The 23,683-nt window shown below is 57.9% G+C and carries 22 protein-coding genes and 3 tRNA genes; 16 read left to right on the top strand and 9 right to left on the bottom strand.

Going from position 1 to position 23,683, the window contains the following annotated elements; genetic code table 11:
* Positions 1 to 35: 35 nt before the first annotated feature.
* Entirely contained in the window at positions 36 to 1,406 is a 1,371-nt protein-coding gene (gene purB / locus ACJSDX_RS04955; protein ID WP_407994008.1) for an adenylosuccinate lyase, read from the bottom strand.
* Between the two features lie 587 nt (positions 1,407 to 1,993).
* On the opposite strand from purB, the gene acnB reads away from it, so the two are divergent.
* Positions 1,994 to 4,561, top strand: coding sequence for a bifunctional aconitate hydratase 2/2-methylisocitrate dehydratase (gene acnB, locus ACJSDX_RS04950; RefSeq protein WP_407993758.1), 2,568 nt, complete (start codon positions 1,994 to 1,996; stop codon positions 4,559 to 4,561).
* A 110-nt stretch (positions 4,562 to 4,671) separates the two neighbouring features.
* Complete coding sequence (locus ACJSDX_RS04945) at positions 4,672 to 5,217, top strand: DUF3016 domain-containing protein (RefSeq protein ID WP_407993757.1); 546 nt, start codon at positions 4,672 to 4,674, stop codon at positions 5,215 to 5,217.
* Here the strand turns inward: ACJSDX_RS04945 and ACJSDX_RS04940 are convergent.
* The gene (locus ACJSDX_RS04940; protein WP_407993756.1) at positions 5,214 to 6,518 is read right to left on the bottom strand and encodes a sigma-54 interaction domain-containing protein; all 1,305 of its coding nucleotides are present in this window, start codon (positions 6,516 to 6,518) and stop codon (positions 5,214 to 5,216) included. The two genes, ACJSDX_RS04945 and ACJSDX_RS04940, sit on opposite strands and share 4 nt — an antisense overlap.
* A gap of 201 nt (positions 6,519 to 6,719) precedes the next feature.
* Here ACJSDX_RS04940 and ACJSDX_RS04935 point away from each other — a divergent pair, with 201 nt between their 5' ends.
* From ACJSDX_RS04935 to ACJSDX_RS04910, 6 genes are read left to right on the top strand one after another with little or no spacing between them, the layout of a single operon-like run.
* The gene (locus ACJSDX_RS04935) at positions 6,720 to 7,406 is read left to right on the top strand and encodes an MBL fold metallo-hydrolase (protein ID WP_510355932.1); all 687 of its coding nucleotides are present in this window, start codon (positions 6,720 to 6,722) and stop codon (positions 7,404 to 7,406) included.
* 42 nt (positions 7,407 to 7,448) lie between these two features.
* Entirely contained in the window at positions 7,449 to 9,122 is a 1,674-nt protein-coding gene (locus tag ACJSDX_RS04930; RefSeq protein ID WP_407993755.1) for a bifunctional protein tyrosine phosphatase family protein/NAD(P)/FAD-dependent oxidoreductase, read from the top strand.
* Positions 9,123 to 9,151: 29 nt separating this feature from the next.
* Entirely contained in the window at positions 9,152 to 9,346 is a 195-nt protein-coding gene (locus ACJSDX_RS04925) for a YgaP family membrane protein (RefSeq protein WP_407994006.1), read from the top strand.
* Positions 9,346 to 9,768 (top strand): YeeE/YedE family protein, encoded by a 423-nt coding sequence (locus ACJSDX_RS04920; RefSeq protein ID WP_407993754.1) that lies wholly within the window; start codon positions 9,346 to 9,348, stop codon positions 9,766 to 9,768. Before ACJSDX_RS04925 ends, ACJSDX_RS04920 begins: the two co-directional genes overlap by 1 nt.
* A 7-nt stretch (positions 9,769 to 9,775) precedes the next feature.
* Positions 9,776 to 10,192, top strand: a complete 417-nt coding sequence (locus ACJSDX_RS04915; RefSeq protein WP_407993753.1) for a DUF6691 family protein — start codon at positions 9,776 to 9,778, stop codon at positions 10,190 to 10,192.
* Positions 10,193 to 10,195: 3 nt separating this feature from the next.
* Positions 10,196 to 10,981 carry a sulfite exporter TauE/SafE family protein gene (locus ACJSDX_RS04910; protein ID WP_407993752.1) on the top strand — a complete coding sequence of 262 codons (786 nt, stop codon included), beginning with the start codon at positions 10,196 to 10,198 and terminating at the stop codon, positions 10,979 to 10,981.
* A gap of 31 nt (positions 10,982 to 11,012) precedes the next feature.
* On the opposite strand, the gene ACJSDX_RS04905 is transcribed toward ACJSDX_RS04910, so the two are convergent.
* Positions 11,013 to 11,543, bottom strand: a complete 531-nt coding sequence (locus ACJSDX_RS04905; RefSeq protein WP_407993751.1) for a TIGR00645 family protein — start codon at positions 11,541 to 11,543, stop codon at positions 11,013 to 11,015.
* A 57-nt stretch (positions 11,544 to 11,600) separates the two neighbouring features.
* On the bottom strand, positions 11,601 to 12,446 hold the full coding sequence (locus tag ACJSDX_RS04900; protein ID WP_407993750.1) for a 23S rRNA (adenine(2030)-N(6))-methyltransferase RlmJ: 846 nt from the start codon (positions 12,444 to 12,446) through the stop codon (positions 11,601 to 11,603).
* Positions 12,447 to 12,618: 172 nt separating this feature from the next.
* Between ACJSDX_RS04900 and ACJSDX_RS04895 the strand changes: the two genes are divergently transcribed.
* The 7 genes from ACJSDX_RS04895 to ACJSDX_RS04865 all read left to right on the top strand — a co-directional run bounded on the left by ACJSDX_RS04895 (position 12,619) and on the right by ACJSDX_RS04865 (position 16,637).
* Positions 12,619 to 13,596, top strand: a complete 978-nt coding sequence (locus ACJSDX_RS04895) for a cation diffusion facilitator family transporter (protein WP_407993749.1) — start codon at positions 12,619 to 12,621, stop codon at positions 13,594 to 13,596.
* A 42-nt stretch (positions 13,597 to 13,638) separates the two neighbouring features.
* The gene (locus tag ACJSDX_RS04890) at positions 13,639 to 13,824 is read left to right on the top strand and encodes a tautomerase family protein (protein ID WP_309566820.1); all 186 of its coding nucleotides are present in this window, start codon (positions 13,639 to 13,641) and stop codon (positions 13,822 to 13,824) included.
* A gap of 58 nt (positions 13,825 to 13,882) precedes the next feature.
* Positions 13,883 to 15,682 carry an excinuclease ABC subunit UvrC gene (gene uvrC / locus ACJSDX_RS04885; RefSeq protein WP_407993748.1) on the top strand — a complete coding sequence of 600 codons (1,800 nt, stop codon included), beginning with the start codon at positions 13,883 to 13,885 and terminating at the stop codon, positions 15,680 to 15,682.
* The gene (pgsA, locus tag ACJSDX_RS04880; protein WP_407993747.1) at positions 15,682 to 16,248 is read left to right on the top strand and encodes a CDP-diacylglycerol--glycerol-3-phosphate 3-phosphatidyltransferase; all 567 of its coding nucleotides are present in this window, start codon (positions 15,682 to 15,684) and stop codon (positions 16,246 to 16,248) included. The genes uvrC and pgsA overlap by 1 nt, the downstream gene beginning before the upstream one ends.
* Positions 16,249 to 16,308: 60 nt before the next feature.
* Positions 16,309 to 16,384, top strand: a tRNA-Gly gene (locus tag ACJSDX_RS04875).
* Between the two features lie 77 nt (positions 16,385 to 16,461).
* Positions 16,462 to 16,535 (top strand) — tRNA-Cys (locus ACJSDX_RS04870).
* 26 nt (positions 16,536 to 16,561) lie between these two features.
* Positions 16,562 to 16,637 (top strand) — tRNA-Gly (locus tag ACJSDX_RS04865).
* Between the two features lie 70 nt (positions 16,638 to 16,707).
* Here the strand turns inward: ACJSDX_RS04865 and ACJSDX_RS04860 are convergent.
* The 4 genes from ACJSDX_RS04860 to ACJSDX_RS04845 all read right to left on the bottom strand — a co-directional run bounded on the left by ACJSDX_RS04860 (position 16,708) and on the right by ACJSDX_RS04845 (position 22,210).
* Positions 16,708 to 19,440 carry an AAA domain-containing protein gene (locus tag ACJSDX_RS04860; RefSeq protein WP_407993746.1) on the bottom strand — a complete coding sequence of 911 codons (2,733 nt, stop codon included), beginning with the start codon at positions 19,438 to 19,440 and terminating at the stop codon, positions 16,708 to 16,710.
* Positions 19,441 to 19,517: 77 nt separating this feature from the next.
* Positions 19,518 to 20,843, bottom strand: coding sequence for an NTP/NDP exchange transporter (locus ACJSDX_RS04855; RefSeq protein ID WP_407993745.1), 1,326 nt, complete (start codon positions 20,841 to 20,843; stop codon positions 19,518 to 19,520).
* 13 nt (positions 20,844 to 20,856) lie between these two features.
* Complete coding sequence (locus ACJSDX_RS04850; RefSeq protein WP_407993744.1) at positions 20,857 to 21,777, bottom strand: aldo/keto reductase; 921 nt, start codon at positions 21,775 to 21,777, stop codon at positions 20,857 to 20,859.
* 199 nt (positions 21,778 to 21,976) lie between these two features.
* On the bottom strand, positions 21,977 to 22,210 hold the full coding sequence (locus ACJSDX_RS04845; RefSeq protein ID WP_309566827.1) for a hypothetical protein: 234 nt from the start codon (positions 22,208 to 22,210) through the stop codon (positions 21,977 to 21,979).
* Positions 22,211 to 22,533: 323 nt separating this feature from the next.
* Between ACJSDX_RS04845 and ACJSDX_RS04840 the strand changes: the two genes are divergently transcribed.
* Positions 22,534 to 22,860 (top strand): BON domain-containing protein, encoded by a 327-nt coding sequence (locus ACJSDX_RS04840; RefSeq protein ID WP_407993743.1) that lies wholly within the window; start codon positions 22,534 to 22,536, stop codon positions 22,858 to 22,860.
* Positions 22,861 to 23,031: 171 nt separating this feature from the next.
* Here ACJSDX_RS04840 and ACJSDX_RS04835 read toward each other — a convergent pair whose 3' ends face one another.
* Positions 23,032 to 23,679: a LysE family translocator gene (locus ACJSDX_RS04835; protein ID WP_407993742.1), complete on the bottom strand. Its 648-nt coding sequence runs from the start codon at positions 23,677 to 23,679 to the stop codon at positions 23,032 to 23,034.
* Positions 23,680 to 23,683: the final 4 nt, after the last annotated feature.

The following is a 23,683-nucleotide window of genomic DNA, read 5'->3' as shown; positions in this document are numbered from 1 at the left end:
AATGAGGGCGTAACAGCGCCAGGATATGGGTTTCTCTAGATCGATTTTGCAAGTGCGCTAGCTTTTCCTGTGTAAGTGGCGGGGGTCAGTTCCAGCAGCGCCTGCTTGGCCTCGGCGGGGATCTTGAGCTCCTGGATGAAGGCATGCAGGGATTCCTTGTTGATGCCGCCCTTGCCGCGCGTGAGCGCCTTGAGCTGTTCGTAAGGGTTGGGCACGCCGTATCGGCGCATCACGGTCTGGATCGGTTCGGCGAGCACTTCCCAATTGTTGTCCAGGTCTTCCTCCAGGCGCTGGCGGTTGACCTCGAGTTTGCCCAGTCCCTTGAGGCAGGAGTCGTAGCCGAGCAGGGCATAGCCCAGCGCGACGCCCATGTTGCGCAACACGGTGGAATCGGTCAGGTCGCGCTGCCAGCGGGAGATCGGCAGCTTTTCCGCCAGGTGCCGCAGCACGGCGTTGGCCAGGCCCAGGTTGCCTTCGGAGTTCTCGAAGTCGATCGGGTTGACCTTGTGCGGCATGGTGGAGGAGCCGACTTCGCCTTCCTTCACCTTCTGCTTGAAATAGCCCTGGGAGATATAACCCCAGATGTCGCGGTCGATGTCGATCAGGATGGTGTTGATGCGGGCGACCGTGTCGTAAAGTTCCGCCATGTAGTCGTGCGGCTCGATCTGGATGGTGTAGGGGTTGTAGGTCAGGCCCAGGCTCTCGACGAACTTGCGGGCAAAGCTTTCCCAGTCGAACTCGGGATAGGCGGAAAGGTGGGCGTTGAAGTTGCCTACCGCGCCGTTGATCTTGCCGAGGATTTCGTTGCCGGCGAGCTGCTCGCGCTGGCGGCGCAGGCGGTACACCACATTGGCGAGCTCCTTGCCCAGCGTGGTGGGGGAGGCGGTCTGGCCGTGGGTGCGCGACAACATCGGGGTGTCGGCCAGCTCGTGGGCAAGCTCGGTCAGTCGCGCAATGATGTTGTCGATCGAGGGAACGATGACTTCGTCACGCGCATTTTTCAGCATCAATGCGTGCGACAGGTTGTTGATATCTTCGGACGTACAGGCGAAGTGGATGAATTCGCTGACTTCGCGGATTTCGTGGTTGCCGTCGAAATGTTCCTTGAGCCAGTATTCCAGGGCTTTGACGTCGTGGTTGGTGCGGGCTTCAATCGCCTTCACCTGCGCGGCATCCGCCTCGCCGAAGGCCGCGATCACCTTGTCCAGCTCTGCGATGGTGCCCGGGCTGAATGGCGCGATTTCCTTGAGTTCCGTTTCGGCAGCAAGGGCCTTGAGCCACTCCACCTCGATCAGTGCACGGAAGCGGATCAGCGCATATTCGCTGAAATAGGGGCGTAAGGGATCGAGCTTGGATTGATAGCGGCCATCGAGGGGGGAAAGTGCGTTAAGAGGTGTGAGCTCCATCGGTAAACCTTTTTGCATGGTAGTGAGCGCAGGCGCGAGGGCAATTTTGATCTCAGCTGCAACTTTGATCTAAGCCGCTCTGCCAGCGTTGGAAAAACGTGATTTTACCTGACATCTGCGATTGACAAAATCTCGGCTTCACCCGTTTTTCTCGCGGTGCCCATGCCAGCAGTGTTCATATTGGCGCCCCTTGCTGCGCCAAAGCGGTGCATTGGGCTGGCAGCGTCATTGTTGAGGGTGCCGTGCCTCCCGGGATTCTCCTAGTGAATCGATGAAGAAAACATGACTGAGGTGACGAGGTTGTGCTGCAGCAACTGCAAAAATACATGCGCTATTGACTGGGAGAGATGTAAACAAGATTCATTCTCTAAAAAATCCTGTGAAAACAGGCACGTTCATTGCATGCAGCACATTGCCGGCGATTTATAAGCCAGCCGCAACACTGTATAATTCGCTTATTCAGGCCATGCAAGCCATATTGGCAACCAGCAGCGAACGCTGCCTTGGAAATGCGCCGCAACGGCGCCATGCGGGAAATAGACAATATGCGTTGCAGCCTACCGCTATCACGAAGTTAATGGAAAACCATGCTAATCGCTTATCGTAAACATGTAGAAGAACGCGCCACCGCCGGCCTGCCCCCTTTGCCGCTGGATGCAGAGCAAACGGCCGCCCTGGTCGAACTGTTGAAGAATCCTCCCGCTGGCGAGGAACAGTTCCTCGTCAACCTGCTGGAAAACCGCATCCCTGCCGGTGTGGATCAGGCCGCCTATGTGAAGGCAGCCTTCCTCGCAGATATTGCCAAGGGCGAGGCAATATCGCCGCTGGTTAGCCCGCAACATGCCGTGAAGCTGCTGGGCACCATGCTGGGCGGCTACAACGTGCAGGCCTTGGTCGCCTTGCTAGACGGCCCGCTGGCCGTTGACGTCGTCAAGGCGCTGTCGCACACCATCCTCATGTTCGACGCCTTCCATGACGTGGCAGAGAAAATGAAGGCAGGTAATACCCATGCGAAGACGCTGATCGAGTCCTGGGCCGCCGGGGAGTGGTTTACCAGCCGCCCCAAGCTGCCGGAAGAAATGCGCCTGGTGGTGTTCAAGGTGGATGGCGAAACCAATACCGACGACCTTTCGCCCGCGCAGGAGGCCTGGTCGCGCCCCGACATTCCCTTGCACGCCAAGGCCATGCTCATCAACAAGATGGCGGACGGCTTGCAGACCCTGGAAAAACTCAAGGCACAAGGCCTGCCGCTGGCTTATGTCGGCGACGTGGTCGGCACCGGTTCATCGCGCAAGTCCGCGATCAACTCCGTGCAATGGCACATGGGCAACGATATTCCCTATATCCCGAACAAGCGCACCGCCGGCGTAGTGCTGGGCGGCAAGATCGCGCCTATCTTCTTCAATACCGCTGAAGACTCTGGCGCCTTGCCTATCCAGTGCGACGTGAGCGCGATGAGCACGGGCGACGTGATCGTGGTGCGCCCTTATGACGGCAAGGTGCTGAATGCCGCGGGCGAAGAAATCGCCAGCTTCGACCTCGCGCCTTTGACCATGCCGGACGAAGTACGCGCGGGCGGCCGCATTCCCTTGATCGTCGGCCGCGGCCTCACCAACAATGCGCGCCAGTTGCTGGGCCTGCCGCCTTCAGATCTGTTCATCCAGCCGGTTGCGCCCGAAGACACCGGCAAGGGCTACACTCTGGCGCAGAAGATGGTGGGACGCGCCTGCGGCCTGCCTGAAGGCAAGGGCGTGCGCCCGGGCACCTATTGCGAACCCAAGATCACCACCGTCGGCTCACAAGATACGACTGGCGCGATGACGCGCGACGAACTCAAGGAACTCGCCTGCCTGGGCTTCTCGGCCGACCTGGTGATGCAGAGCTTCTGCCACACCGCAGCCTACCCCAAGCCGGTCGATATCAAGCTGCAGCACAGCCTGCCGGAATTCATCTCCAGCCGCGGCGGCGTCAGCCTGCGTCCCGGCGACGGCGTGATCCATTCCTGGCTCAACCGCCTGATCCTGCCCGATACCGTCGGCACCGGCGGCGATTCGCACACCCGCTTCCCGATCGGCATTTCTTTCCCGGCCGGTTCCGGCCTGGTGGCGTTTGCCGCCGCGATGGGCGCGATGCCGTTGGATATGCCGGAATCCGTGCTGGTGCGCTTCAAGGGCGAAATGCAGCCCGGTATCACCCTGCGCGACCTGGTGAACGCGATTCCCTATGCCGCGATCCAGAAGGGCGAGCTGACCGTAGGCAAACAAGGTAAGAAGAACATCTTCAACGGCCGCATCCTCGAAATCGAGGGATTGCCCGACCTCAAGGTGGAGCAGGCGTTCGAGTTTGCCGATGCCTCTGCCGAGCGTTCCGCCAACGGCTGCACCGTGCACCTGAACAAGGAACCGGTGATCGAGTTCCTCAAGTCGAACATCGTCCTGATGCAGAATATGATAGACAACGGCTATGAAGACGCCCGCACCCTGCAGCGACGTATCGAGGCAATGGAGGCCTGGCTTGCCGACCCGCAACTGCTGGAAGCCGATAAGGATGCCGAATACGCCTACGTGCTCGAAATCGACCTCAACGAGGTCAAGGAGCCGCTGGTGGCCTGCCCGAACGATCCGGACGACATCAAGCCATTGTCCGCCGTGGTGGGCGACAAGATCGACGAAGTCTTCATCGGCAGCTGCATGACCAATATCGGCCATTACCGTGCAGCGGCCAAGGTGCTGGAAGGCGCCGGCAGCATCCCGACGCGCCTGTGGATTGCGCCACCTACGCGCATGGATGAGAGCCAACTGCGCGACGAGGGCGTGTATTCCGTGTTTGGCGTGGCCGGGGCGCGTACCGAAGTGCCTGGCTGCTCGCTGTGCATGGGCAACCAGGCGCGCGTGGCTGACCGTGCCACCGTGTTCTCGACCTCGACCCGCAACTTCGACAACCGCATGGGCAAGGATGCGCGCGTGTATCTTGGCTCTGCTGAATTGGCCGCTGTCTGCGCCCGCCTGGGCCGCATCCCGACGCAGGAGGAATACCTGGAGACGGTAGGCGACAAGCTCAGCAAGAACGCCGACAATATCTACAAGTACCTCAATTTCGACCAGATGCCGGAATATGCCAAGAAGATTATCCCGATCTCTGAGGTAGCAAGTTAGGTTGTTGTAGCAATTTCAAGTTGGTCCACTGTGAAATAAGCCGCTTTATGCGGCTTATTTGTTTTGCGGGAGGCTGAGAGAATTGTTTGGCCGAGCCAATGTCTATTGGCATGGAAGATAAGCAGAAAGGGCGCAACATGTGGAGCAGGATAATCCAGGCATGCTGGATGATGGGGTGGGCGATATTAGCAGCTCATGCTGGCGAGGTGCCCAAGCCTCCGGTGATTTTGGAATATATTAATCCCGAAAAGTTTACCGATGTTTCCAGTACTTACCACGGGCCACCCAATCAAAGCTACCTTGACCAGTTCAGCAAACATGTGATGAAAAAAGCGGCAGCTTATCTTGCTGATGGCGAGCAGTTGAATATTGCGGTCAAGGACATCGACATGGCAGGCGGATTCGAGCCATGGAATACACCTAGCCATGATGTCCGCATGATCCGGCACATCTATCCGCCGCGGATTGAATTGAATTACCAGCTCAAGGATGCCGAGGGTAAGGTGCTGGATGAGGGCGAAGTGCAATTGGGAGACCTGAATTACCAACTTCGTGCCGTTATGAACAGTTCGGACGCCATGCGCTACGAGAAATCCCTGATGGACGATTGGCTAATGCAGATGTTTGTCGACCGTGCAGCCGGTAAAAATGACTAGCCAGCTCCTTTGAGCCTGCGCCATAAGGTCGTCCGGCTGATGCCCAGCGCCTGGGCGGCTTGCGACAGGTTGCCGTGGTGGCGCTCGATTGTAGCCTTGATTTCGTCCAGCTTCCATTGCCGACGCGATGCGGGCATATCTTTTGAAATTGTCTTGTCGGCACTCTCCAGTATCTCGGTAGGGAGATGCTGCAAGCCTATGGTGGAACCGTCCGACATCACCCAAGCGTAACTCAACACATTGCGCAGTTCGCGGATGTTGCCAGGCCAGTCGTATTGCGTCAGACATGCGATCACGGCTGGTGTCATCTGGGGTATCAAGGCGCCATTGGTCTGTTCGCGAAGCAGGTGTTTTGCCAGCAGCAGAATGTCATTCCGCCTTTCGCGCAACGGCGGCAGGAAGACCGGGATGACGCGTAGCCGGTAAAGCAAGTCATGCCTGAAGCGCCCGGACTGAGCCTCTGCGCGCAATGCGCGGTGGGTGGCGGTGATGATGCGCACGTCTGCGATATAGCTGCGCTCGCCCCCAAGGGGCGTGAATTCCCCAGTTTCAAGCACTCGCAACAATTTGGCCTGCAGGTCCAGCGGGATCTCGGCGATTTCATCTAGAAACAGGGTGCCGCCCCGCGCCTGCTCAAATACACCGATATGCTGGCGTACCGCGCCGGTGAATGCTCCTTTTACATGGCCGAACAGCTCGCTTTCTAGGATGTTGGGGTTGAGTGCCGCGCAGTTGATGGCGATGAAGGGCTGGCCCTTGCGTGCGCTTTCTTCGTGGATGGCGCGTGCCACCAGTTCCTTGCCGGTGCCGGACTCGCCGCGTACCAGCACGGGCAGGTCGGTCTGGGCCACGCGGGAGATCATGGCGAACACATTCTGCATCACCGGGTCGTGGCTGATCATGCCGTGATAGGGTTTGCCTGGCACGGGCACGGCATGGGCGGTATCTGCTATCGGCATGGCGGGATAGGCTATAAGCACGGCGATGCCGCCGTCGAAGCGCCCTTGGTCATCGAACAGCGGCATGGTGTATTTCTTGACCATGCGCGACTGCCCCCCAGCTGTCTGTAGCATTAGGATGCGACCGTCCACTTTGTCGTGGGGTGTGACCTCATAGGCCGCCTGGCAGCTATCGCATTGATTGCCGGCTAGTCCTGCCTGGTTCATCGCGTCCATGGCAGGGAGGCCCAGCAGTTTCTCGGCGCCTGGGCTCCAATAGCGGACGCTGCAATCGCGGTTCACCGTAATCACGGCGGCGTCTGGCATGAGTTGGGCAATTTGTTCGGCTAGCGGTAAGGACATGGGAATATGATGTTTCAATGTGGCGTTTCAATTCTACATCATGAAACATGACGAAATGTTTCATTTTAAGTGTTGAAACGTTCATGTTGGTGCCATAAGTTTTTTTTACCTTATGATTAATATACAGAATTTACTTTCTTGTTGCTGATGGCACCTTTTTTGCTGAATAGACTGAATCTATCGTTTAGCGAGGGCCATATCGTGTTCAAGCAGTTTTTCGAGCCTGAGAGTTCGACCTATACCTATTTGCTGGGCTGCGATAAAACCAAGCAGGCAGTGCTGATCGACCCCGTGGCCTCGGATGTGGATACCTATATCGCCGAGCTTGAGTCAACCGGCTACAAGCTGGTGTATACCATGGAAACCCATGTGCATGCCGATCACGTGACCGGCGCCGATCTGCTCAGGCAGAGGCTGGACAGCAAGAGCGTGGTGCATCGCGACGCTGGGGCGATGTGCGGCGATTTGCTGGTGACGGATGGCATGCACCTGATCGTGGGCACGCTGGATTTCGAGGTGCGCCATACCCCGGGACATACCAATGGTTGCGTCAGCTACGTCTGTGGCGACAAAGTCTTTACCGGCGATGCGTTGCTGATCGACGGCTGCGGCAGGACGGATTTCCAGATGGGCAACGCCGGGCAGCTTTACGACAGCATCCACCAGCAGATTTTCAGTCTGCCGGACGACACCATCGTGTATCCAGGCCACGACTATCACGGCAGGTTGCACTCGACAGTGGGGCATGAGCGCCTGCACAATCAGCGCCTGGGAGGTGGCCGTAGCCGCGAGGAATTCATCGCCTTGATGTCCGAGCTCAAACTGGCTTATCCCAAGAAGATTGATATCGCCCTGCCGGCCAACCAGGCATGCGGGCGCCTACCTTGAACAACCGGTCGTTGCCGAGCGGCCGAATCCATCAGAGCGTGTATGAAAATAGAAAAGATAGAAACAGGGCTCAGCGTCAGCGGGCAGATTTTTCCACAGGATATTCCCGGTCTGGCTGCCGCCGGATTCAAGACAATACTATGCCATCGTCCCGATGGCGAAGGTGCTGACCAGCCGACTTTCCATGAGTTGCAGGAGCAGGCCAGGCTGGCAGGTATCGAGATGGCTTACTTGCCTGTGGAAAGCGGTAAGGTGTCGGATGCTGACGTGCAGGCGTTTGCCCAGTCTTATGCAGGCATGGCCAAGCCCGTCTTGGCTTACTGCCGCTCAGGCATGCGTGCCGTGACGTTGTGGGCGTTGAGCCAGGTCGCTGCGCAAGGTTTGCCTGCTGTGCTCTCCACCGCCAAGGCTGCAGGGTATGACTTGAGCGGCCTGACCTACCGTCTGGCTGGTGGCGGCGAGGCACCAGCTCATATCAGTCGCCACCAAGTCGTCATCGTCGGGGCCGGGGCTGCCGGCATTGCAGCTGCGTCCAGCCTGCTGTCGCGCAACCCCGACCTCGATATTGCAGTGATAGACCCGGCAGAAATCCATTATTACCAGCCGGGTTGGACCATGGTAGGAGGCGGCGTATTCCGTCCTGAAGTGACGGTACGCACCATGGCTTCGGTTATTCCTGCCCCGGTCAAGTGGATCAAGGCGGCGGTGGCGGCATTTGAACCCAACCAGAACCGTATTTTGCTTGAGGGATGCAAACCCCTCGCTTATGACGTGCTGGTGGTCTGTCCGGGCATCAAGCTCGACTGGCACGGCATCGAGGGCTTGGTGGAGACGCTGGGCGAGAATGGTGTGACATCGAATTACCGTTACGATCTGGCGCCCTATACCTGGCAACTGGTGAGCCAGCTACGGCGCGGCAAGGCTGTGTTTACCCAGCCGCCGATGCCGATCAAGTGCGCGGGAGCCCCGCAAAAGGCGATGTACCTGTCTGCCGACTATTGGCGGCGTACAGGTTGTCTGCGCGATATCAGCGTCGATTTCTACAATAGCGGGCCAGTGTTGTTCGGCGTGAAGGAGTATGTGCCTGCATTGATGGAATATGTAGAGCGTTATGACGCCCGACTGCATTTTGGCCACCGATTGACCAAGGTAGACGGCAAGGCCAGGCGCGCCTGGTTTGCCATGGCCGGGCCCGAGGGAGGGCAGCGCAGCCTTGAGGTCGAATTCGACATGCTGCATGTGGTGCCGCCCCAACAGGCGCCGGATTTTATCCGCGCCAGCTCATTGACGGATAGCGCCGGCTGGCTGGACGTCGATCAATACACCTTGCGGCACAAGCAATACGCCAACGTCTTTGCCTTGGGCGATGTCACCAATGCGCCAAACGCCAAGACTGCCGCCGCGGCACGCAAGCAGGCACCGGTTGTGGCCGAAAACGTGCTGGCCATACTTGCCGGGCAGGAAATGCAGGCGATCTATGATGGGTATGGTTCATGTCCTTTGACCGTAGAACGCGGAAAGATCGTGCTGGCGGAATTCGGTTATGGCGGCAAGTTGCTGCCTAGCTTCCCGCGGTGGCTCATCAACGGGCAGCGCCCGTCGCGGCTGGCATGGTGGCTGAAGGAAAGAATATTGCCACCCGTGTACTGGAAAGCCATGCTCAAGGGGCGCGAGTGGTTGGCTAGCCCCGCGACTCGGAACAAGGAAGCCGGTTAAATCAACGATCAATCAGAGGAGGGTGAGTGATGGAAACTAATGTAGGAAGCGTGGATCGCGTATTGCGTGTGGTGGTCGGGGTGGCGCTGATCGTATGGGCGACCTTGTTTCAGGGACCCGCCTGGGCCTACATCGGGGTGTTGTCCCTGCTGACCGGGTTGTTGCGCTGGTGCCCGGCCTATACCCTGTTCGGACTCAATACCTGCAAGTCCAAGGCTGAGTGATGGTCGACTGGACCCATGCGACCCCGCTGGCATCCTTGGCGGGCGGAGTCCTGATCGGGTTGGCTGCCGCGCTGCTGCTGGTGATGAACGGGCGTATCGCTGGCATCAGCGGCATTCTCGGCGGCCTGCTAAAGCCTTCGTGGCGCGATAGTCCCTGGCGGATCTGCTTCCTGGCCGGGCTGCTGGTTGCGCCGTGGCTGTACTCCCTGTGGGCGGTCTTGCCTGTTGCGGTGGTCACCAGCGATATCGCCCTGCTAGTGCCGGCCGGGCTGCTGGTGGGGTTCGGGACCAGGCTGGGTTCGGGCTGTACCAGCGGTCATGGCGTGTGCGGCTTGGCCAGGCTGTCGCCGCGCTCCATCGTCGCCACAATGGTGTTCATGGCGGCCGCCATGCTCACGGTCTATATCCATCATGGAATGTGAGGCGGCCATGCATCTGATCACGGCATTGCTCGCCGGCGTATTGTTCGGCCTGGGGCTCATTGTTTCCGGGATGACCAATCCGCAGAAGGTACTTGCCTTTCTCGACATTGCAGGCAAGTGGGACCCTTCTCTGGCGTTTGTCATGCTTGGGGCCATCCCGGTGGTGACGCTGGCATACCGCTATATGAAAATACGGAGCCAAACCTGCTTGCAGCAGGAGGTGCAGTTACCAACCGCTCGCCAAATCGATACCAGGCTAGTCTTGGGCGCGGTTGTGTTCGGCGTAGGATGGGGCCTGGTCGGGTATTGTCCGGGTCCTGCATTGGCAAGCCTGCCGGGCGGGGCTTTCAGCCCGGTTGTATTCTCGCTGGCCATGGTGGCGGGGATGCTGCTCTATCGCCTGCTTGTCGGGCTGAAAAGGTAGGCTGTGCTGACTTTGTGCATATTGGGCGCCGCGGTGGGCATGCTCATGGGGCTGACGGGGGCAGGCGGCGGGATTCTGGCCGTGCCGCTGCTGGTGTTCTTTGCTGGGATGGCTGTGACGACCGCCGCGCCTATCGCGCTGACTGCGGTAGCGGTCACTGCCGGTATCGGTGCGCTGGCAGGTTTGAGGCAGGGCGTGCTTAGGTACCGCGCGGCCTGTGTCATGGCCGGGGTAGGTGTCGCCATGACGCCCTTGGGTTTGTGGGCGGCACACCAATTGAATGATCGCATGCTCATGCTGGTGTTTGCGCTACTGCTGCTGCTGCTGGTGGCAACAGAAAGCCTGTGCCAGAAAAAGCCGCACCCCAAGGCCGAGCGTCAAGCCTGCGTGCTCGACCCCCTGACCGGCAGGTTGCGCTGGACCAGCCGGTGCTCACTTTCGTTGATGAGCGCGGGGGCGGCAGCAGGGTTTCTATCCGGACTGGTGGGCGTCGGGGGAGGGTTTGTGATCGTGCCAGCATTGGGCAGGCTGTCGAATCTCGACATGCGGGCAGTTATCCCCACCTCGCTGGCCGTGATAGCCCTGGTCTCGCTGTCTAGCCTGGGTAGTGCCTTGCTGTGGGGCAGTCTTGACATCCTGCTGGCTTTGCCCTTCATTGTGGGGGCGATGCTGGGGATGCTGGTCGGGCGGCGACTGGCTGGCTACCTGGCGGCAGCATCGTTGAAAAGAAGCTTTGCGCTTGTCGCCGCCGCCGTGGCGGTCATGATGGCGGTCCGGGCCATGTCCTGAAGTAAGCCCAGGCCATGTGATCCGGGTCGCTCTAGTGTGCTTTCTGCGTGTCGGGATGCGCCATGATGCGGTCGATCCAGGCGATGGAGACCGCTGAGGCAATGAAGGCCATATGGATGACGGTTTGCCAGATCAGGGTCTTGTCGTCCAGGTTCTCGACGTTGATGAAGGTCTTGAGCAGGTGGATCGATGAGATGCCGATGATGGACATCGCCAGCTTCACCTTGAGCAGGTTGGCATTGACGTGCGACAGCCAATCCGGCTCGTCGGGGTGCCCCTTGAGGTTGAGGCGCGAGACGAAGGTTTCGTAGCCGCCGATAATGACCATGATCAGTAGGTTGGAGATCATCACCACGTCGATCAGGCCCAGCACCATGAGCATGATGTCGGCCTCGTGCAGTTGCGGCAGGCGCTCGATCAGGTGCGCCAGTTCCTTCATGAAATGGATGACATAAACCACTTGCGCCACGATCAGGCCCAGGTAGAGCGGCAATTGCAGCCAGCGGCTGCCGAACAGTATGGCGCTCAACGGACTCATTCTGGTTTTAGGCGGGGATTGCATGCTTGTTTCCTTTCTTGCTGGATAAAACGATTCGATGATCTAAAGCTGGGAGATGCTTCAGGGAGTATGGTGTCGCAGGGCGTATCCGGCACCGTCGTCCAATGCCAGTTTCTCCGCCAGGTAAGGCAGGGTTTGTTGCAGCGTGTCCGGCAACGTCCACGGCGGATTGATCACGAACATGCCGCTGCCGTGCATGCCGAAACCGTCCGCGGCGGGGGCGTGGATGCTGAGCGTCGCATGCAGCCAGCTGGCGGCGCCGAGCTTGGCCAGCCTGTCGGTCAGCAGGTCGACCTCGGGGCGCTGCAATAATGGGTACCAGAGCAGATAAGTGCCCGTGGCAAAGCGCTGCAGGCTGTCCTTCAACGCTTCGATGACGCGCTGGTAATCGCGCTTTTCCTCGTAGGGCGGGTCGATCAGCACCACCGCCCGGCGCGGTGGCGGCGGCAGCAGGGCTTTCAGGCCTGCAAATCCATCCTGTTGTTCGACCAGCACCTCGCGGCCTGCCGGCTTGAAATGCTGCCTGAGCAGTTTCACGTCGCTTGGGTGCAGTTCGAACAAGCGTGCGCGGTCGCTGCCGCGCAACAACTCCTGCGCAACGGCGGGGGAGCCAGGGTAATGCTTGAGCGCCTTGCCGCGGTTGATGTGTTTGATCAGCTCGATAAAGGATTGCAGCGAGTCAGGCAGGTCGTTGCATTCCCATAGCCGCGCGATACCTTGCTCGAACTCGGCATTCTGTACCGCATAGCCGTGGTCCAGCGCATACATGCCGGCGCCGGCGTGCGTGTCGATGTACCAGTAGGGTTTGTCCTTTTGATTGGCGTAGGCCAGCACTTGGTGCAATACGAAATGCTTGAGGACATCGGCATGGTTGCCGGCATGGAATGCGTGACGATAACTGAGCATGAGCAGGGGTTGGCAATAACTGGCGACATTATAAAGGACGGGCCGGCCGGTATTGTGTTTTATCCATGAAATTTCTACTCCGCCATTATGGCGCGGAGACGGTGGCATACGCGACAGATATTTACTGCCGCGGCTTTTTAATTGCTGCCATGCCTGCTAGCATTACACCCTTATGGGCGCCCATCATCATCACGATCATTCACATGCGCAAGGAGGCGGCCAGCCTTCCCTGTTGCTCCCTTTGCTCCTGATCGCCGGGTTTGCCGTGGTCGAGGCTGTCGGCGGCTGGTGGACGGGTTCATTGGCCTTGCTCAGCGACGCCGGCCACATGGTGTCGGACGCCTTCGCCTTGGCGCTCGCCTGGCTGGGCGGCTGGATCGCCCGCAAGCCGGCCACGCGCAAGCATAATTTTGGCCTGGTGCGCGCCGAAGTCATTGTCGCGTTGTTGAACGCATTGCTGATGCTGGCGGTGATCGCCGGCATTGCCTATGAGGCCGTGCAGCGTCTTGCCGACCCCCGGCCGGTGCAGGGCGGGGAAGTGATACTGATCGCGTTTGTCGGCATGCTCGTCAACATCGTCGTGGCATTGATATTGCACAAGGGACACAGCAGCTTGAACAGCCGCGCGGCCTTGCTGCACGTGCTGGGCGACTTGCTCGGCTCGGTAGTGGCGATCGTGGCCGGGGCGGTGATTTACTTCACGGGCTGGATGCCGATCGACCCCATACTGTCCATCTTCATCTCGGTGTTGATCCTAGTCTCCACCCTGCGCCTGCTGGGCGAAGTGCTGCACGTGCTGATGGAAGGCGTGCCGCCGCATATCGATATCCAGGCCGTAGAGCATGCCATGACCGTAAGCGACAAGGTTCAGGGCGTGCATCACTTGCACATCTGGTCGCTTTCCTCGGAAAAAACCGCGCTTTCGGCCCATATCGTGCTGGAGGACATGCAGGACTGGCATGAGGTATTGAACAACCTCGGGCATATGCTCCATGACCGCTTCAACATCGAGCATGTCACGCTGCAGCCGGAAACCAGGAGCGCACATAGCGATGCCAACGCCAATTGCTGGCTGACGAGCAATACTGGCCATCTTCATGACCATGGTCATGAGCACGATCATCCGCATGAGCATGGTCATGCGCATTGAGCCCGGACTGAATCTGACAACCTACGCCAGGAGAGCAAGCACATGCCCTACGTCGACATCAAGGTAGCGGGTACATTGACCCGCGAGCAAAAGGCCAAGATTGCGGAAGAAATCACCGATACGCTGGAACGTATCGCCAAGAAGCCCAAGTCCTATACCTACATCACCTTTGAAGAGGTGGCGGGAGAGAACTGGGCCGTGGCGGGCGAGTTGCTGGATAGCGATTAAGCCGTTGCCCTGTCCTATTGAGTTGATGCTGCTGGCTGCCTGACGGCCAGGAACCCCTATGTTCGACCCCAAACCGGTACTGAAAAACCTGCCCAACCTGCCTGGCGTGTATCGCATGATCAATGCCCAGGACGAAGTGATCTACGTAGGCAAGGCGCGCGACCTCAAGAAGCGGGTCTCGTCCTATTTCCAGAAAAACCTGCCGTCCCCGCGCACGCGGCTCATGGTGTCCAACATCGCGCGCATCGAAACCACGGTGACGCGCTCGGAAGCGGAAGCGCTATTGCTGGAGAACAACCTCATCAAGGGCTTCATGCCGCGCTACAACGTGCTGTTCCGCGATGACAAGTCCTATCCCTATATCGCCCTGACCGGGGACGCCTTTCCGCGCCTGGCTTTCCACCGCGGCGCGCAACGCAAGGGCAGCAGCTATTTCGGCCCGTTCCCCAATGCGGTGGCGGTGCGCGAAAGCATCCAGCTCCTGCAGAAGGTCTTCCGCCTGCGCACTTGCGAGAATACCGTGTTCGCCAACCGTTCCCGGCCCTGCCTGCTGCACCAGATCGAGCGCTGCACCGCGCCTTGCGTAGGCTTCATCACGGAAGAGGATTATCGCCGTGACGTGATGCACGCCAGCCTGTTCCTGCAAGGCAAGGAACAGCAGGTGATGGAAGAGCTCGGCGAAAAGATGAACGAAGCCGCCGAGCAGATGGAGTATGAACTTGCGGCCGTGTACCGCGACCGCATCCAGAGCCTGCGCCAGGTGCAGGCCAAGCAGTTCGTCAGCGACTTCAACGTCAGCGATGCCGACGTGATTGCCTGCGCAGAGCTGCAAGGGCAATGGTGCGTGAACCTGGTCATGATCCGCGGCGGCCACCACCTGGGCGACAAGAGCTTCTTCCCCAAGAATGCAGACGGCGCCGACCTGGAAACCACGATGGAGGCCTTCCTCGAGCAGCATTACATGGCGGGCGCGATCCCCCCGTTGCTGATCGTGGGCGCGCCCCTGGAAACCGCAGCAATGGAAGAAGTGTTCAGTGAGCAGGCGGGCCGCAGGATCAAGATCAACACTAACCCGATCGGGGACAAGCGCGTCTGGCTCAAGATGGCGCAAACCAATGCGGAATTGGCCCTCAGCCAGCGCGCTGCCCAGCAGGCCAACCAGCAGTCCAGGCTGAATGCCTTGCGCGAGGCGCTGGACCTACCGGAGAATACTGAGCGCATCGAGTGTTTCGATATCAGCCATACCATGGGCGAAGCGACGGTGGCCTCCTGCGTGGTGTTCGACAAGGGCAACATGCAGAACTCGGAGTATCGCCGTTACAATATCACTGGCATTACGCCGGGAGATGACTACGCGGCGATGCGCGACGCGCTGACGCGGCGTTACCGCAAAGTGGCGGCCGGGGAGGGCAAGCGTCCTGACCTGGTGTTCATCGACGGCGGCAAGGGGCAGTTGGGCGTGGCGGTCGAAGTCATGAACGAAGTAGGCCTGCCGGACATCCAACTGGTCGGTATCGCCAAGGGCGAGGAGCGCAAGCCGGGACTGGAGCAGATGTTCTTCCCCGAGCGCGAATACCCCGTGGGCTTGAAGAAGGATCATCCCGGGCTGCACCTGTTGCAGCAGATCCGCGACGAGGCCCACCGCTTTGCCATCACCGGTCACCGCGCCAAGCGCGGCAAGGCGCGCATGCATTCCAGCCTGGAGGATATCAGCGGCATAGGCGCCAAGCGCCGCAAGAGCCTGCTGATGCGGTTCGGCGGCCTGGATGGCGTCAAGAATGCCAGCGTGGACGAAATTGCACAGGTGGATGGCATCAGCCATGCGCTGGCGCAGAAAATTTATGAGGAGTTGCACTGATGGTCTGGAATGTCCCCAATAGCCTGACGGTGATGCGCATCTTATGCATCCCGATTTTTGTCGGGATATTCTATTTCCCGGAAAGTACCTTGCCCATGCACGACAAAAACGTGCTGGCGACGTTCATTTTCGCCTTCGCCGCGATCACCGACTGGTTCGATGGTTATCTTGCGCGCGCGCTCAACCAGACTTCGGCATTCGGCGCTTTCCTCGACCCGGTCGCGGACAAGCTGATGGTGGCGGCCGCCTTGGTGCTGCTGATCGAGCTCGACCGCGTCGGCGCGGTGGTGGCCTTGATCATCATCGGGCGCGAAATTGCGATCAGCGCCTTGCGGGAATGGATGGCGGGGGTAGGCGAGCGCGGCAGCGTCGCCGTCGCGTTCATCGGCAAGGTCAAGACGGCGGTGCAGATGGCGGCCATCCTGTTCCTGCTGTACTACGATCCATTGGGGCCGCTGAATATCAGTTTTTACGGCGAGGTGCTGATTTACATCGCAGCGTTTTTGACATTGGTGTCAATGGCTTACTATTTGAAGGCCGCATGGCCTCGCATGAAGGCCGGTTGATCGGGCTGAAATACTCTTGACACACGCCTGAAAATCCTTAGAATAGCGCCTTCTTTCGATGCGGGAATAGCTCAGTTGGTAGAGCGCAACCTTGCCAAGGTTGAGGTCGCGAGTTCGAGACTCGTTTCCCGCTCCAGGATTTAAAAGGGAAAGTGGCGACAAGCGCTTTCCTTTTTTATCAGATATCCGCAAGGGTAGCCTGATACTGTTTATGGCGCGATAGCAAAGCGGTTATGCCGCGGCCTGCAAAGCCGTTTAGGCCGGTTCGACTCCGGCTCGCGCCTCCAGGTAAATGATTTTGCTGTGAAGCAATGCGGGAATAGCTCAGTTGGTAGAGCGCAACCTTGCCAAGGTTGAGGTCGCGAGTTCGAGACTCGTTTCCCGCTCCAGAATTCATCAAAAGCCCAGACTTCGGTTTGGGCTTTTTTGTTTGTCTTTCATGGGATGTGTTTCGGCTTTTTACCTGGCGAGACTGGCTGGAATAACTGATTGCTCCGTGGGCTGATGTGATATGGCAGAGAAATTGTTGCACCATTGAGCCAGGAATGCGGTGATTTTCCCTTCAATGTTACTTTCGATGGTTTTCAGCCTCAGCAAGGGAAGGCCGCTTTTTTCCAGAATGTTGTTCTTCAACTGGTCCCGTTCTGCTTGCTGTTTAGAATCATGCATTTTTCCATCGACTTCGATAACCCCTAGCGGTGTTTTCCCTACTTTGAAATAAAGCACGAAATCACAACTGGCACGATTGCGCATAAACTCTTGCTCTCGTGGGGTAAGGCTATTATTGGTCAACGACACCAATTGAATTAAGGCAACTTGGCTATGAAAGGTTAATGCCCGGTACGTATCCTGCGAAAGGATGTCGCGTAGCAGCTGGGCAATAATCTGCTCTGATTTGAATACCGAGTCATTCGGATTGAGCTTGGCTTTGAGTTTTTCCAGAGATTGGTCATATTCCTGATAAAGCAGGTCAAATGCAGAAACAACCGGGCTGTATTTAATCTGTTCCTGATCCGCATAATATTCGATGTAACGGATCAGTGCGGCAATGTCCCTGTTGTTTTCGGTAAAGACATCGTCGCCCGTCACCAGCGTGAAATGATGTTTTGCACGGGAGACGGCTACATTGATCAGGTGGGAATTGTCTACGAAGTCCAATTTTTGCTGGTTGCTGCGTTTCTTGTCCAGGACGGTTGAAAACGTGATCTCGTCACATTCCCTGCCTTGAAATTTATGTACTGTCGAGTTGACAAAGTCGCCAGGCAGTTGCTTTCTTGCCTGGTTGATTTGAGCGTTATAAGGAGCAATAAATCCTCTACTGTTTTCCTCATCCCATGCAAGAGGGCCTAGTGATTCCAATTCTCTGAGATTGGCCAGGCGATGTTCATGATTGCCTTTGGCAGTGACAATCAGCGATAACGCTGGCTCGCCATTGTCTTGCGTCATGGGGATGAGCTGATTGTTATAAAACTGTTTGTTGCAGAACTGGATGATCTTGGGGTGGCAACGATAATGTTCCTTTAACAATGTTGATGGCAGGGCATGGTCGAAAACGCCGATGCATGAGTCCAGCAAACTGTATCTGACGCAGTCGTAGAACTCGGAGGGTGATGGAATATCGAGATTCACCGGTACATGCGGAAGCTGTTTGCTGTCGCCAACAATGATCAGGTTCCTGGCGCAGCCCAATCCCAGTATCCCCGGAACGATATCTTGTTGCGAGGCTTCGTCGATGATGACGTAATCGAGAATGGCATTATCGGCGATGGAGTTGATAATCGAGTGGGTGCTGCTGCCGATGATGGGGAAACGCTTTGTGAACGCGCTGAACCTTGTTTTGTAATCTTGTTCGGTAAATTCTTCCTCGCGTGGGATACGTTGATAAAGATGGTGCTTCAGGTAAGTCATGGAGGTGCCGGTCAGTTCTTGCAGCAATGTATCGGCATGATTTTCTTCTAGTATTTTCTCAAGGCCTGTCAATACAGAAATTTTCTGTTCTAGCGATGTTTCGTAATAGCTCCGTTGCAATGAATCGATCAGTGATTTGCGCTTTTCCCAGTTGTTCATGAATGTCGTGCGTACAATCCTGAAATTCAGCAACAGTGTCATTCTGTGCCAGAGATTGATGGACTTCTCACCAAGGTACGATAGGTAAGCAATGAAATCGGTGATTTGTTGTGGGGATAGCCCATACTTTTCAATTGGGGCCGGTTCATGCGAAAGGTTTTCATCTTGCCAACGCTGCAGGTATTGCTGCTCTATGCGCAGTTCATCAATTTCCGCTTGTAGTTGCGCGACTTGGTTCCGTGCATCGAGATACTGCTTAAGCTTTTGCAATGTCGCATCGATGTCCTCGATATCTGATGCACAGGGCGGCGCGTCTGATGGTGCCTCGGGCAGGTTTTCAAAAAAGGCTTTGCGGTTATCTGTACTGCCTAGTTTGGCAACCAGATAGTCGAGTCCTGATTTCTGCAGTTTTTCATAGACATTACTCACGGCGGCATTGTTATTGGACAAAATGGCGACGGTTCTGTCCTGTAGCAGGATATTGGCGACGATGTTCAATATTGTCTGGGTTTTTCCAGTGCCCGGCGGGCCTTCGATCAGGCTGATCTGTGAGGAGAATGCCTGCTCTACCGCCTTGAGCTGACTCGCATTGACGCCGAAAGGATAGATGAAATACTTGATTGGTTCACGCGGCTGATTTCTGCCAGTGCAGTACGCATGCAGTGCGGTATCCGGATGTGATACCACTTTTTCCAACTGGCGCAGGACGTTCTCAGCAATAGCTTTATTGTCGCCTGCTGTGTGTTCAATGCGGGCTTGCGCCACTGAAACAAAATAATTAAATATTGCTCCTTGCTTGATATAGGTTTGCGGAATGAAATCGAGTTCATCCGCTTTCATCAGATATGGCTTGGCATTGCCAGGATAGTAGACGGCTGCGTACTTTCTGCCATACACCGTTACCTTATCAACGATGCTGAAAACGATGCTACCTGGCCTTTGAAGCAACGACCCCTGGATTTCTTCTGTGGGCGTGATCTCGCATGCCGTGAGCGGGCGGGTGTAAGTTTTTCCTGAGCGGAAGTGGCAAGTCAGCAGCAGTACATCTTTTGCCGAGTCATACCTTAATGTCCAGTCAGTGATTTTTGTGGTTTTATCGTCACCATCCACCAAGATAGAAACCATGGTTGCCTTCAGTAGCCCATTGAGCTGCCTATTATGCCGTTCTTATCACAGTTGAGGCCAAATCAACCCGGGACTGCCTACGCAAGATTCTCTGTTTTGTCAGGTGAGCGGGGATTTGCGAAAGCATCTTCATGCTTCGCTTCAAGACGTTTCTGGCTGCGCCCGAGCAACAATCCATTGCCTGCCCATACGAGGGCGAACAGGCTGCCGATCAGCATCGCGACAGCAGGCTGTCCTGCCAGCAGGTCTATGCCGTGCTTGACCCAGCCGCTCACGGCGTCGCCGCCGCGGTATACGACGGTGTCGATGAAGTTCTTGGCCTTGTATTTCTGCTCGGGGGAAACCGAGGTGTAGAGCATCTCGCGGCCAGGGCGTACCAGCGCATATTCTCCGGCGCGACGCACCACCATGACGACAGCGAGCACCGCGAATACGGGGGCCAGCGCGAGCCAGAGAAAGCCGGCGGCGATTACCAGCGGCACCGCGACCAGCAGCACGCTGACGCCGAGGCGCTGCGCGATGCGGCCGGTCAGGAAGAACTGGGTCAGCAGCGCCAGCGATTGCACGACGATGTCGATGATCCCGAAAACCTGGGTCTGCTGCACCTTGTCGGGGAAAGTCGCTTCCACCAGGCGCGCCTGCTCGAAGTAGAGGAAGGTATTAGCCGTCGCCAGCAAGATGACGAAGGTGGCGATGCCCAGCAGGTATGGCGAGCGGAATACTGCTGTTGCGCCCGAGAGCGGGTTGCCACCCAGCGGCTGCGAGCGGGTAAATGCCTCGTCCGGCGCGCGCGGATGCAGGTTGCGCCAGCGTTGCAGGGCGAGGCCGGCTACAGCGCTGCCGGCCAGCATCAGCGCCGACAGCGCCAGCAAACCGGAGTGGCCGAGCGGCCCGACCAGGAGCGTGCCCAGCACCGGCCCGGCCAAGCCGCCCAAGCTGGCGCCTGCGGCCATCAGTGCAAACAGGCGCTTGGCCTGTGCGCTGGAAAAGACGTCGGCCAGGACGCTCCAGGCCAGCGAGATGGTCAGCATGTTGAAGACCGACAGCCAGATGTAAAACGCCCTTGCCACCCATGGATTGTCCGGCTGCCATGCCATGCCGGCGGCGAAGGCAAGCAGGTTCAAGGTGAAGAAGCCGTAAGTCCAGGGCAGGATTCGCCGTCGCTGCGCCTTCGAGGCGAGCCAGCCGAACAGCGGCAGCACGGCAAGCGTGGCGACGAACGTGCCGGTGAATAGCCATTGCAGGTTGCGCACGCCGCCTGCCAGGCCCATGGTCTCGCGCACCGGGCGCAGCATGAAATAGCCCGCGAACAGCAGGAAGAACATGAGCAGGCCGGCCAGCACCGCTGGCGCTTCCTGCTTTTCCACATTGAACAGGCGGCTGGCAAGCGAGGAGAGGCGCATGGAGTGAATTCCCTCAGCCGACCGTGTCGATCAACGATTTCCGCTGCGCTTCGGTCAGGGCCGGTCCGCTGCCGGCCTTGAGGTTGTCGCTTTGGCGGTCCGGCTTGCCGGTGGCCGGTATCACGGTGGTGACGGCGGGGTGGCTCAAGGCAAACCTGAGGAAAGCCTGCGCCCAGGAGTAGATTCCTGCTTCTGCGGCCCAGGACGGCAGCGGTTTGCCTTGCACCCTGGAAAACAGCCGGCCGTCTTCGAAGGCGCGGTTGATCAGGACTGCCACGCCGAGTTCCCTGGCGACTGGAAACACTTTCTGTTCCGCGTTGCGTGAGACGACGGAGTAATTGACCTGCAGGAAGTCCGGCTTGACCTTGCGCACCACCTCGGCCAGTTCGTCATGGCCGCTGTCCACGTAATGGGTGAGCCCGGTGTAGCGGGTCTTGCCCTGCGCCTTGAGCTCCTTGATCACTTCGAACTGGGGGCGCCAGTCCCGCAGGTTGTGCACCTGGAGCAGTTCCACCTTGTCGGTGCGCAACCGCTTGAGCGAGTCCTGGAATTGCGCCAGGCCGGCCTCGCGTCCGGAAGTGCCGAGCTTGGTGGCGAGGAAGGCCTTGGAACGCAGGCCCAGCTCTTCCAGCAATTGGCCGATCACTTCCTCGGCAGTGCCATAGGAAGGGGCGGTGTCGATGACCGTCGCGCCGCCTGCGAAGAACCTCCTCAATACTTCACGCAAAGGGTCGAGCTCGGCGGCGCTATTGCCGACTTCGAAGCTGCCTGAGCTGCCCATGCCGATCACCGGCAAGCGCTCTCCGCTGGACGGGATAGCGCGGGTCTGCATGGATGCGGCTTGTGATAACGGCTTGGCGAACACAGGACGGGCCAGGGCGAGGCCTGCGCCGGCTGCCGCGATGCCGGAGAGGAAACTGCGTCGGGATAGCATGGGAAAGCTCCTTATTCAGTTGGCAAGATGTTCAACGTTTGCTTTATTGGAGTTTAGTTTTATTGTTGGAGTAAATAAATGACGGATGCATTGAAATGCATTATGGCATGCTGAGCCAGCGATAGCTGCCCTTCCTGTGCTCCGGGTTGTATGCGCGATCTCCGGAACGTCGGGTTTACTCAAGCATTGCAGGGAAGAATCATGTTGCCGATATGCGGTTGATGGCAATGTAGGGAAGCCGCATGATCTTGTCGATTGCAAGCCGGGCCAGCGCCCAGGCGCGTTCCTCGCGCATTTGCTCTCTTTCCTGTTCGCTATGGGGCAGGAACTGGCCGCCGAACGTCAGGGAGTGACGCACGGTATTGTTCTCATTCATATAGGCTTTGACAACATCTTGTACTCGCTCTTCGCGGCTCTTGTATAACGAGGGCATCGCTTATCCTTCTATCCGTGGCAGGATTCTACCGGTTCAAGTTTTGTAAATGACACAGTTTTTTCATCTTACATGGCGCCGCCGTGCCTGTGTCAAGCGAAATGCTTTAGAGCGGCTGATAAAACTCTCCTGGCCTCGTTGCGCTGCCATACCGTACTGCTTGTGCTGTCTGCGGCAAATCGGCTAGCCAGGATTGTTTCGCTGAGTTGTGTAAGCCATTCTTGGTTGCGAATTCCTACACATGCTTCGGAATATGACGACTCTTATTTTAAAGAACGCCATGTTTACGATTATGGAATCCAGATCAAGTTTGAGGATGATGTATGCGGTTTTTCAAGTTTTCATTGCTGATGCTGGCATTGTCTTTGCCGTTGCACGGCCGTACCGAGGATAGCGAGTCCCTGACCACGTATGCTGACGATTCGGCCACTACCGGCAAGGTCAAGGCTGCGCTCGCGCGCGACCAGACGCTGGATGCGCTTGATATCAAGGTGCAGTCCGACGACCTCGGTGCGGTGCATTTGAGCGGCACCGCGCGGTCGCAAGCCGAGGTGAGCCAGGCGGCAATAGTGGCGCGCAGCGTGAGCGGGGTGGTGTCGGTGCAGAACGATATCGTCATCGACAGCCCGGACGATCCCAGGAAGAAGTAGCGGCATAGCATGCCGTTCGAGGTTAGAATACGCAGGTTAGTGCCGTGAATAAGGCAGTAAGCCTGCATGCAGGCCGATGAGCCGTCATTGACCCAGTGTGACTCTGCCGATATAGATTGGGCGCACTAACTTCCCACCTACATATCAAAACAGGCTGCATGCGCAGCTGTTTTACCGCTGTGCAGTTATCAGCCTGGCGGCAAGCCCGATGAAGACGACCCCTGCAATTCTGTTCATGTTCCTGACCGCCTTGGGCGAGCGTTGCAGCCAACGGCTGAGCCGGCCGGCGGTATAGGCGACCAGGCTGAAGATGACCAGCGTGGTGATCATGAACAGCGCGCCTAGCTGTAATATCTGCAGAGGCGCAGGCCCGGCGCCATCCTTGACGAATTGCGACAGGAAAGCCAGGAAGAACAACGCCACCTTGGGGTTGGTGACGTTCATGAGGATGCCGCGCTGATAAAGCCCTTTATCGAGCCCGATAGTGTCCTTGTCGGGGTGAGCAGTGCCTTCGTTGCCAGGCGATGCGCCCATGCCTGAGGTGAATGCGCCGTAGGCAAGGTAAAGCAAATAGGCGGCGCCCGCGATCTTGAGCGCGGTAAAGGCGGCGGCCGACGCCTGGAAAATGGCGGCGACGCCGAATGCGACGGCGGCGGTGTGCACGACCAGGCCGGTGCACAGCCCAAGCGTCACCGCAATGCCCTTGCGCGCGCCGCCGGCAGCCGATTGCATCAGGACGAACATATTGTCTGGGCCGGGCGCCAAGGCAAGCACCGCCGATACCGCGACGAATTGCAATGCCGTGTCGATTGAAACCATGCTA

Origin of the sequence: Methylobacillus draconifructus (assembly GCF_045984355.1) — a bacterium.
Classification (GTDB): domain Bacteria; phylum Pseudomonadota; class Gammaproteobacteria; order Burkholderiales; family Methylophilaceae; genus Methylobacillus; species Methylobacillus flagellatus_A.
This window is presented reverse-complemented; position numbering and strand designations above follow the sequence as displayed.

What these genes read in the sequence shown, in the direction of transcription:
- acnB (WP_407993758.1), top strand. Translation starts at nt 1,994, where the DNA reads ATGCTAATCGCTTATCGTAAACATGTAGAAGAACGCGCCACCGCCGGC.
- ACJSDX_RS04930 (WP_407993755.1), top strand. Translation starts at nt 7,449, where the DNA reads ATGAAAATAGAAAAGATAGAAACAGGGCTCAGCGTCAGCGGGCAGATT.
- ACJSDX_RS04835 (WP_407993742.1), bottom strand. Translation starts at nt 23,679, where the DNA reads ATGGTTTCAATCGACACGGCATTGCAATTCGTCGCGGTATCGGCGGTG.
- ACJSDX_RS04840 (WP_407993743.1), top strand. Translation starts at nt 22,534, where the DNA reads ATGCGGTTTTTCAAGTTTTCATTGCTGATGCTGGCATTGTCTTTGCCG.
- ACJSDX_RS04895 (WP_407993749.1), top strand. Translation starts at nt 12,619, where the DNA reads ATGGGCGCCCATCATCATCACGATCATTCACATGCGCAAGGAGGCGGC.
- ACJSDX_RS04920 (WP_407993754.1), top strand. Translation starts at nt 9,346, where the DNA reads ATGGTCGACTGGACCCATGCGACCCCGCTGGCATCCTTGGCGGGCGGA.
- ACJSDX_RS04890 (WP_309566820.1), top strand. Translation starts at nt 13,639, where the DNA reads ATGCCCTACGTCGACATCAAGGTAGCGGGTACATTGACCCGCGAGCAA.
- ACJSDX_RS04860 (WP_407993746.1), bottom strand. Translation starts at nt 19,440, where the DNA reads ATGGTTTCTATCTTGGTGGATGGTGACGATAAAACCACAAAAATCACT.
- ACJSDX_RS04900 (WP_407993750.1), bottom strand. Translation starts at nt 12,446, where the DNA reads ATGCTCAGTTATCGTCACGCATTCCATGCCGGCAACCATGCCGATGTC.
- pgsA (WP_407993747.1), top strand. Translation starts at nt 15,682, where the DNA reads ATGGTCTGGAATGTCCCCAATAGCCTGACGGTGATGCGCATCTTATGC.
- ACJSDX_RS04850 (WP_407993744.1), bottom strand. Translation starts at nt 21,777, where the DNA reads ATGCTATCCCGACGCAGTTTCCTCTCCGGCATCGCGGCAGCCGGCGCA.
- purB (WP_407994008.1), bottom strand. Translation starts at nt 1,406, where the DNA reads ATGGAGCTCACACCTCTTAACGCACTTTCCCCCCTCGATGGCCGCTAT.
- ACJSDX_RS04940 (WP_407993756.1), bottom strand. Translation starts at nt 6,518, where the DNA reads ATGTCCTTACCGCTAGCCGAACAAATTGCCCAACTCATGCCAGACGCC.
- ACJSDX_RS04915 (WP_407993753.1), top strand. Translation starts at nt 9,776, where the DNA reads ATGCATCTGATCACGGCATTGCTCGCCGGCGTATTGTTCGGCCTGGGG.
- uvrC (WP_407993748.1), top strand. Translation starts at nt 13,883, where the DNA reads ATGTTCGACCCCAAACCGGTACTGAAAAACCTGCCCAACCTGCCTGGC.
- ACJSDX_RS04945 (WP_407993757.1), top strand. Translation starts at nt 4,672, where the DNA reads ATGGAAGATAAGCAGAAAGGGCGCAACATGTGGAGCAGGATAATCCAG.
- ACJSDX_RS04855 (WP_407993745.1), bottom strand. Translation starts at nt 20,843, where the DNA reads ATGCGCCTCTCCTCGCTTGCCAGCCGCCTGTTCAATGTGGAAAAGCAG.
- ACJSDX_RS04845 (WP_309566827.1), bottom strand. Translation starts at nt 22,210, where the DNA reads ATGCCCTCGTTATACAAGAGCCGCGAAGAGCGAGTACAAGATGTTGTC.
- ACJSDX_RS04925 (WP_407994006.1), top strand. Translation starts at nt 9,152, where the DNA reads ATGGAAACTAATGTAGGAAGCGTGGATCGCGTATTGCGTGTGGTGGTC.
- ACJSDX_RS04905 (WP_407993751.1), bottom strand. Translation starts at nt 11,543, where the DNA reads ATGCAATCCCCGCCTAAAACCAGAATGAGTCCGTTGAGCGCCATACTG.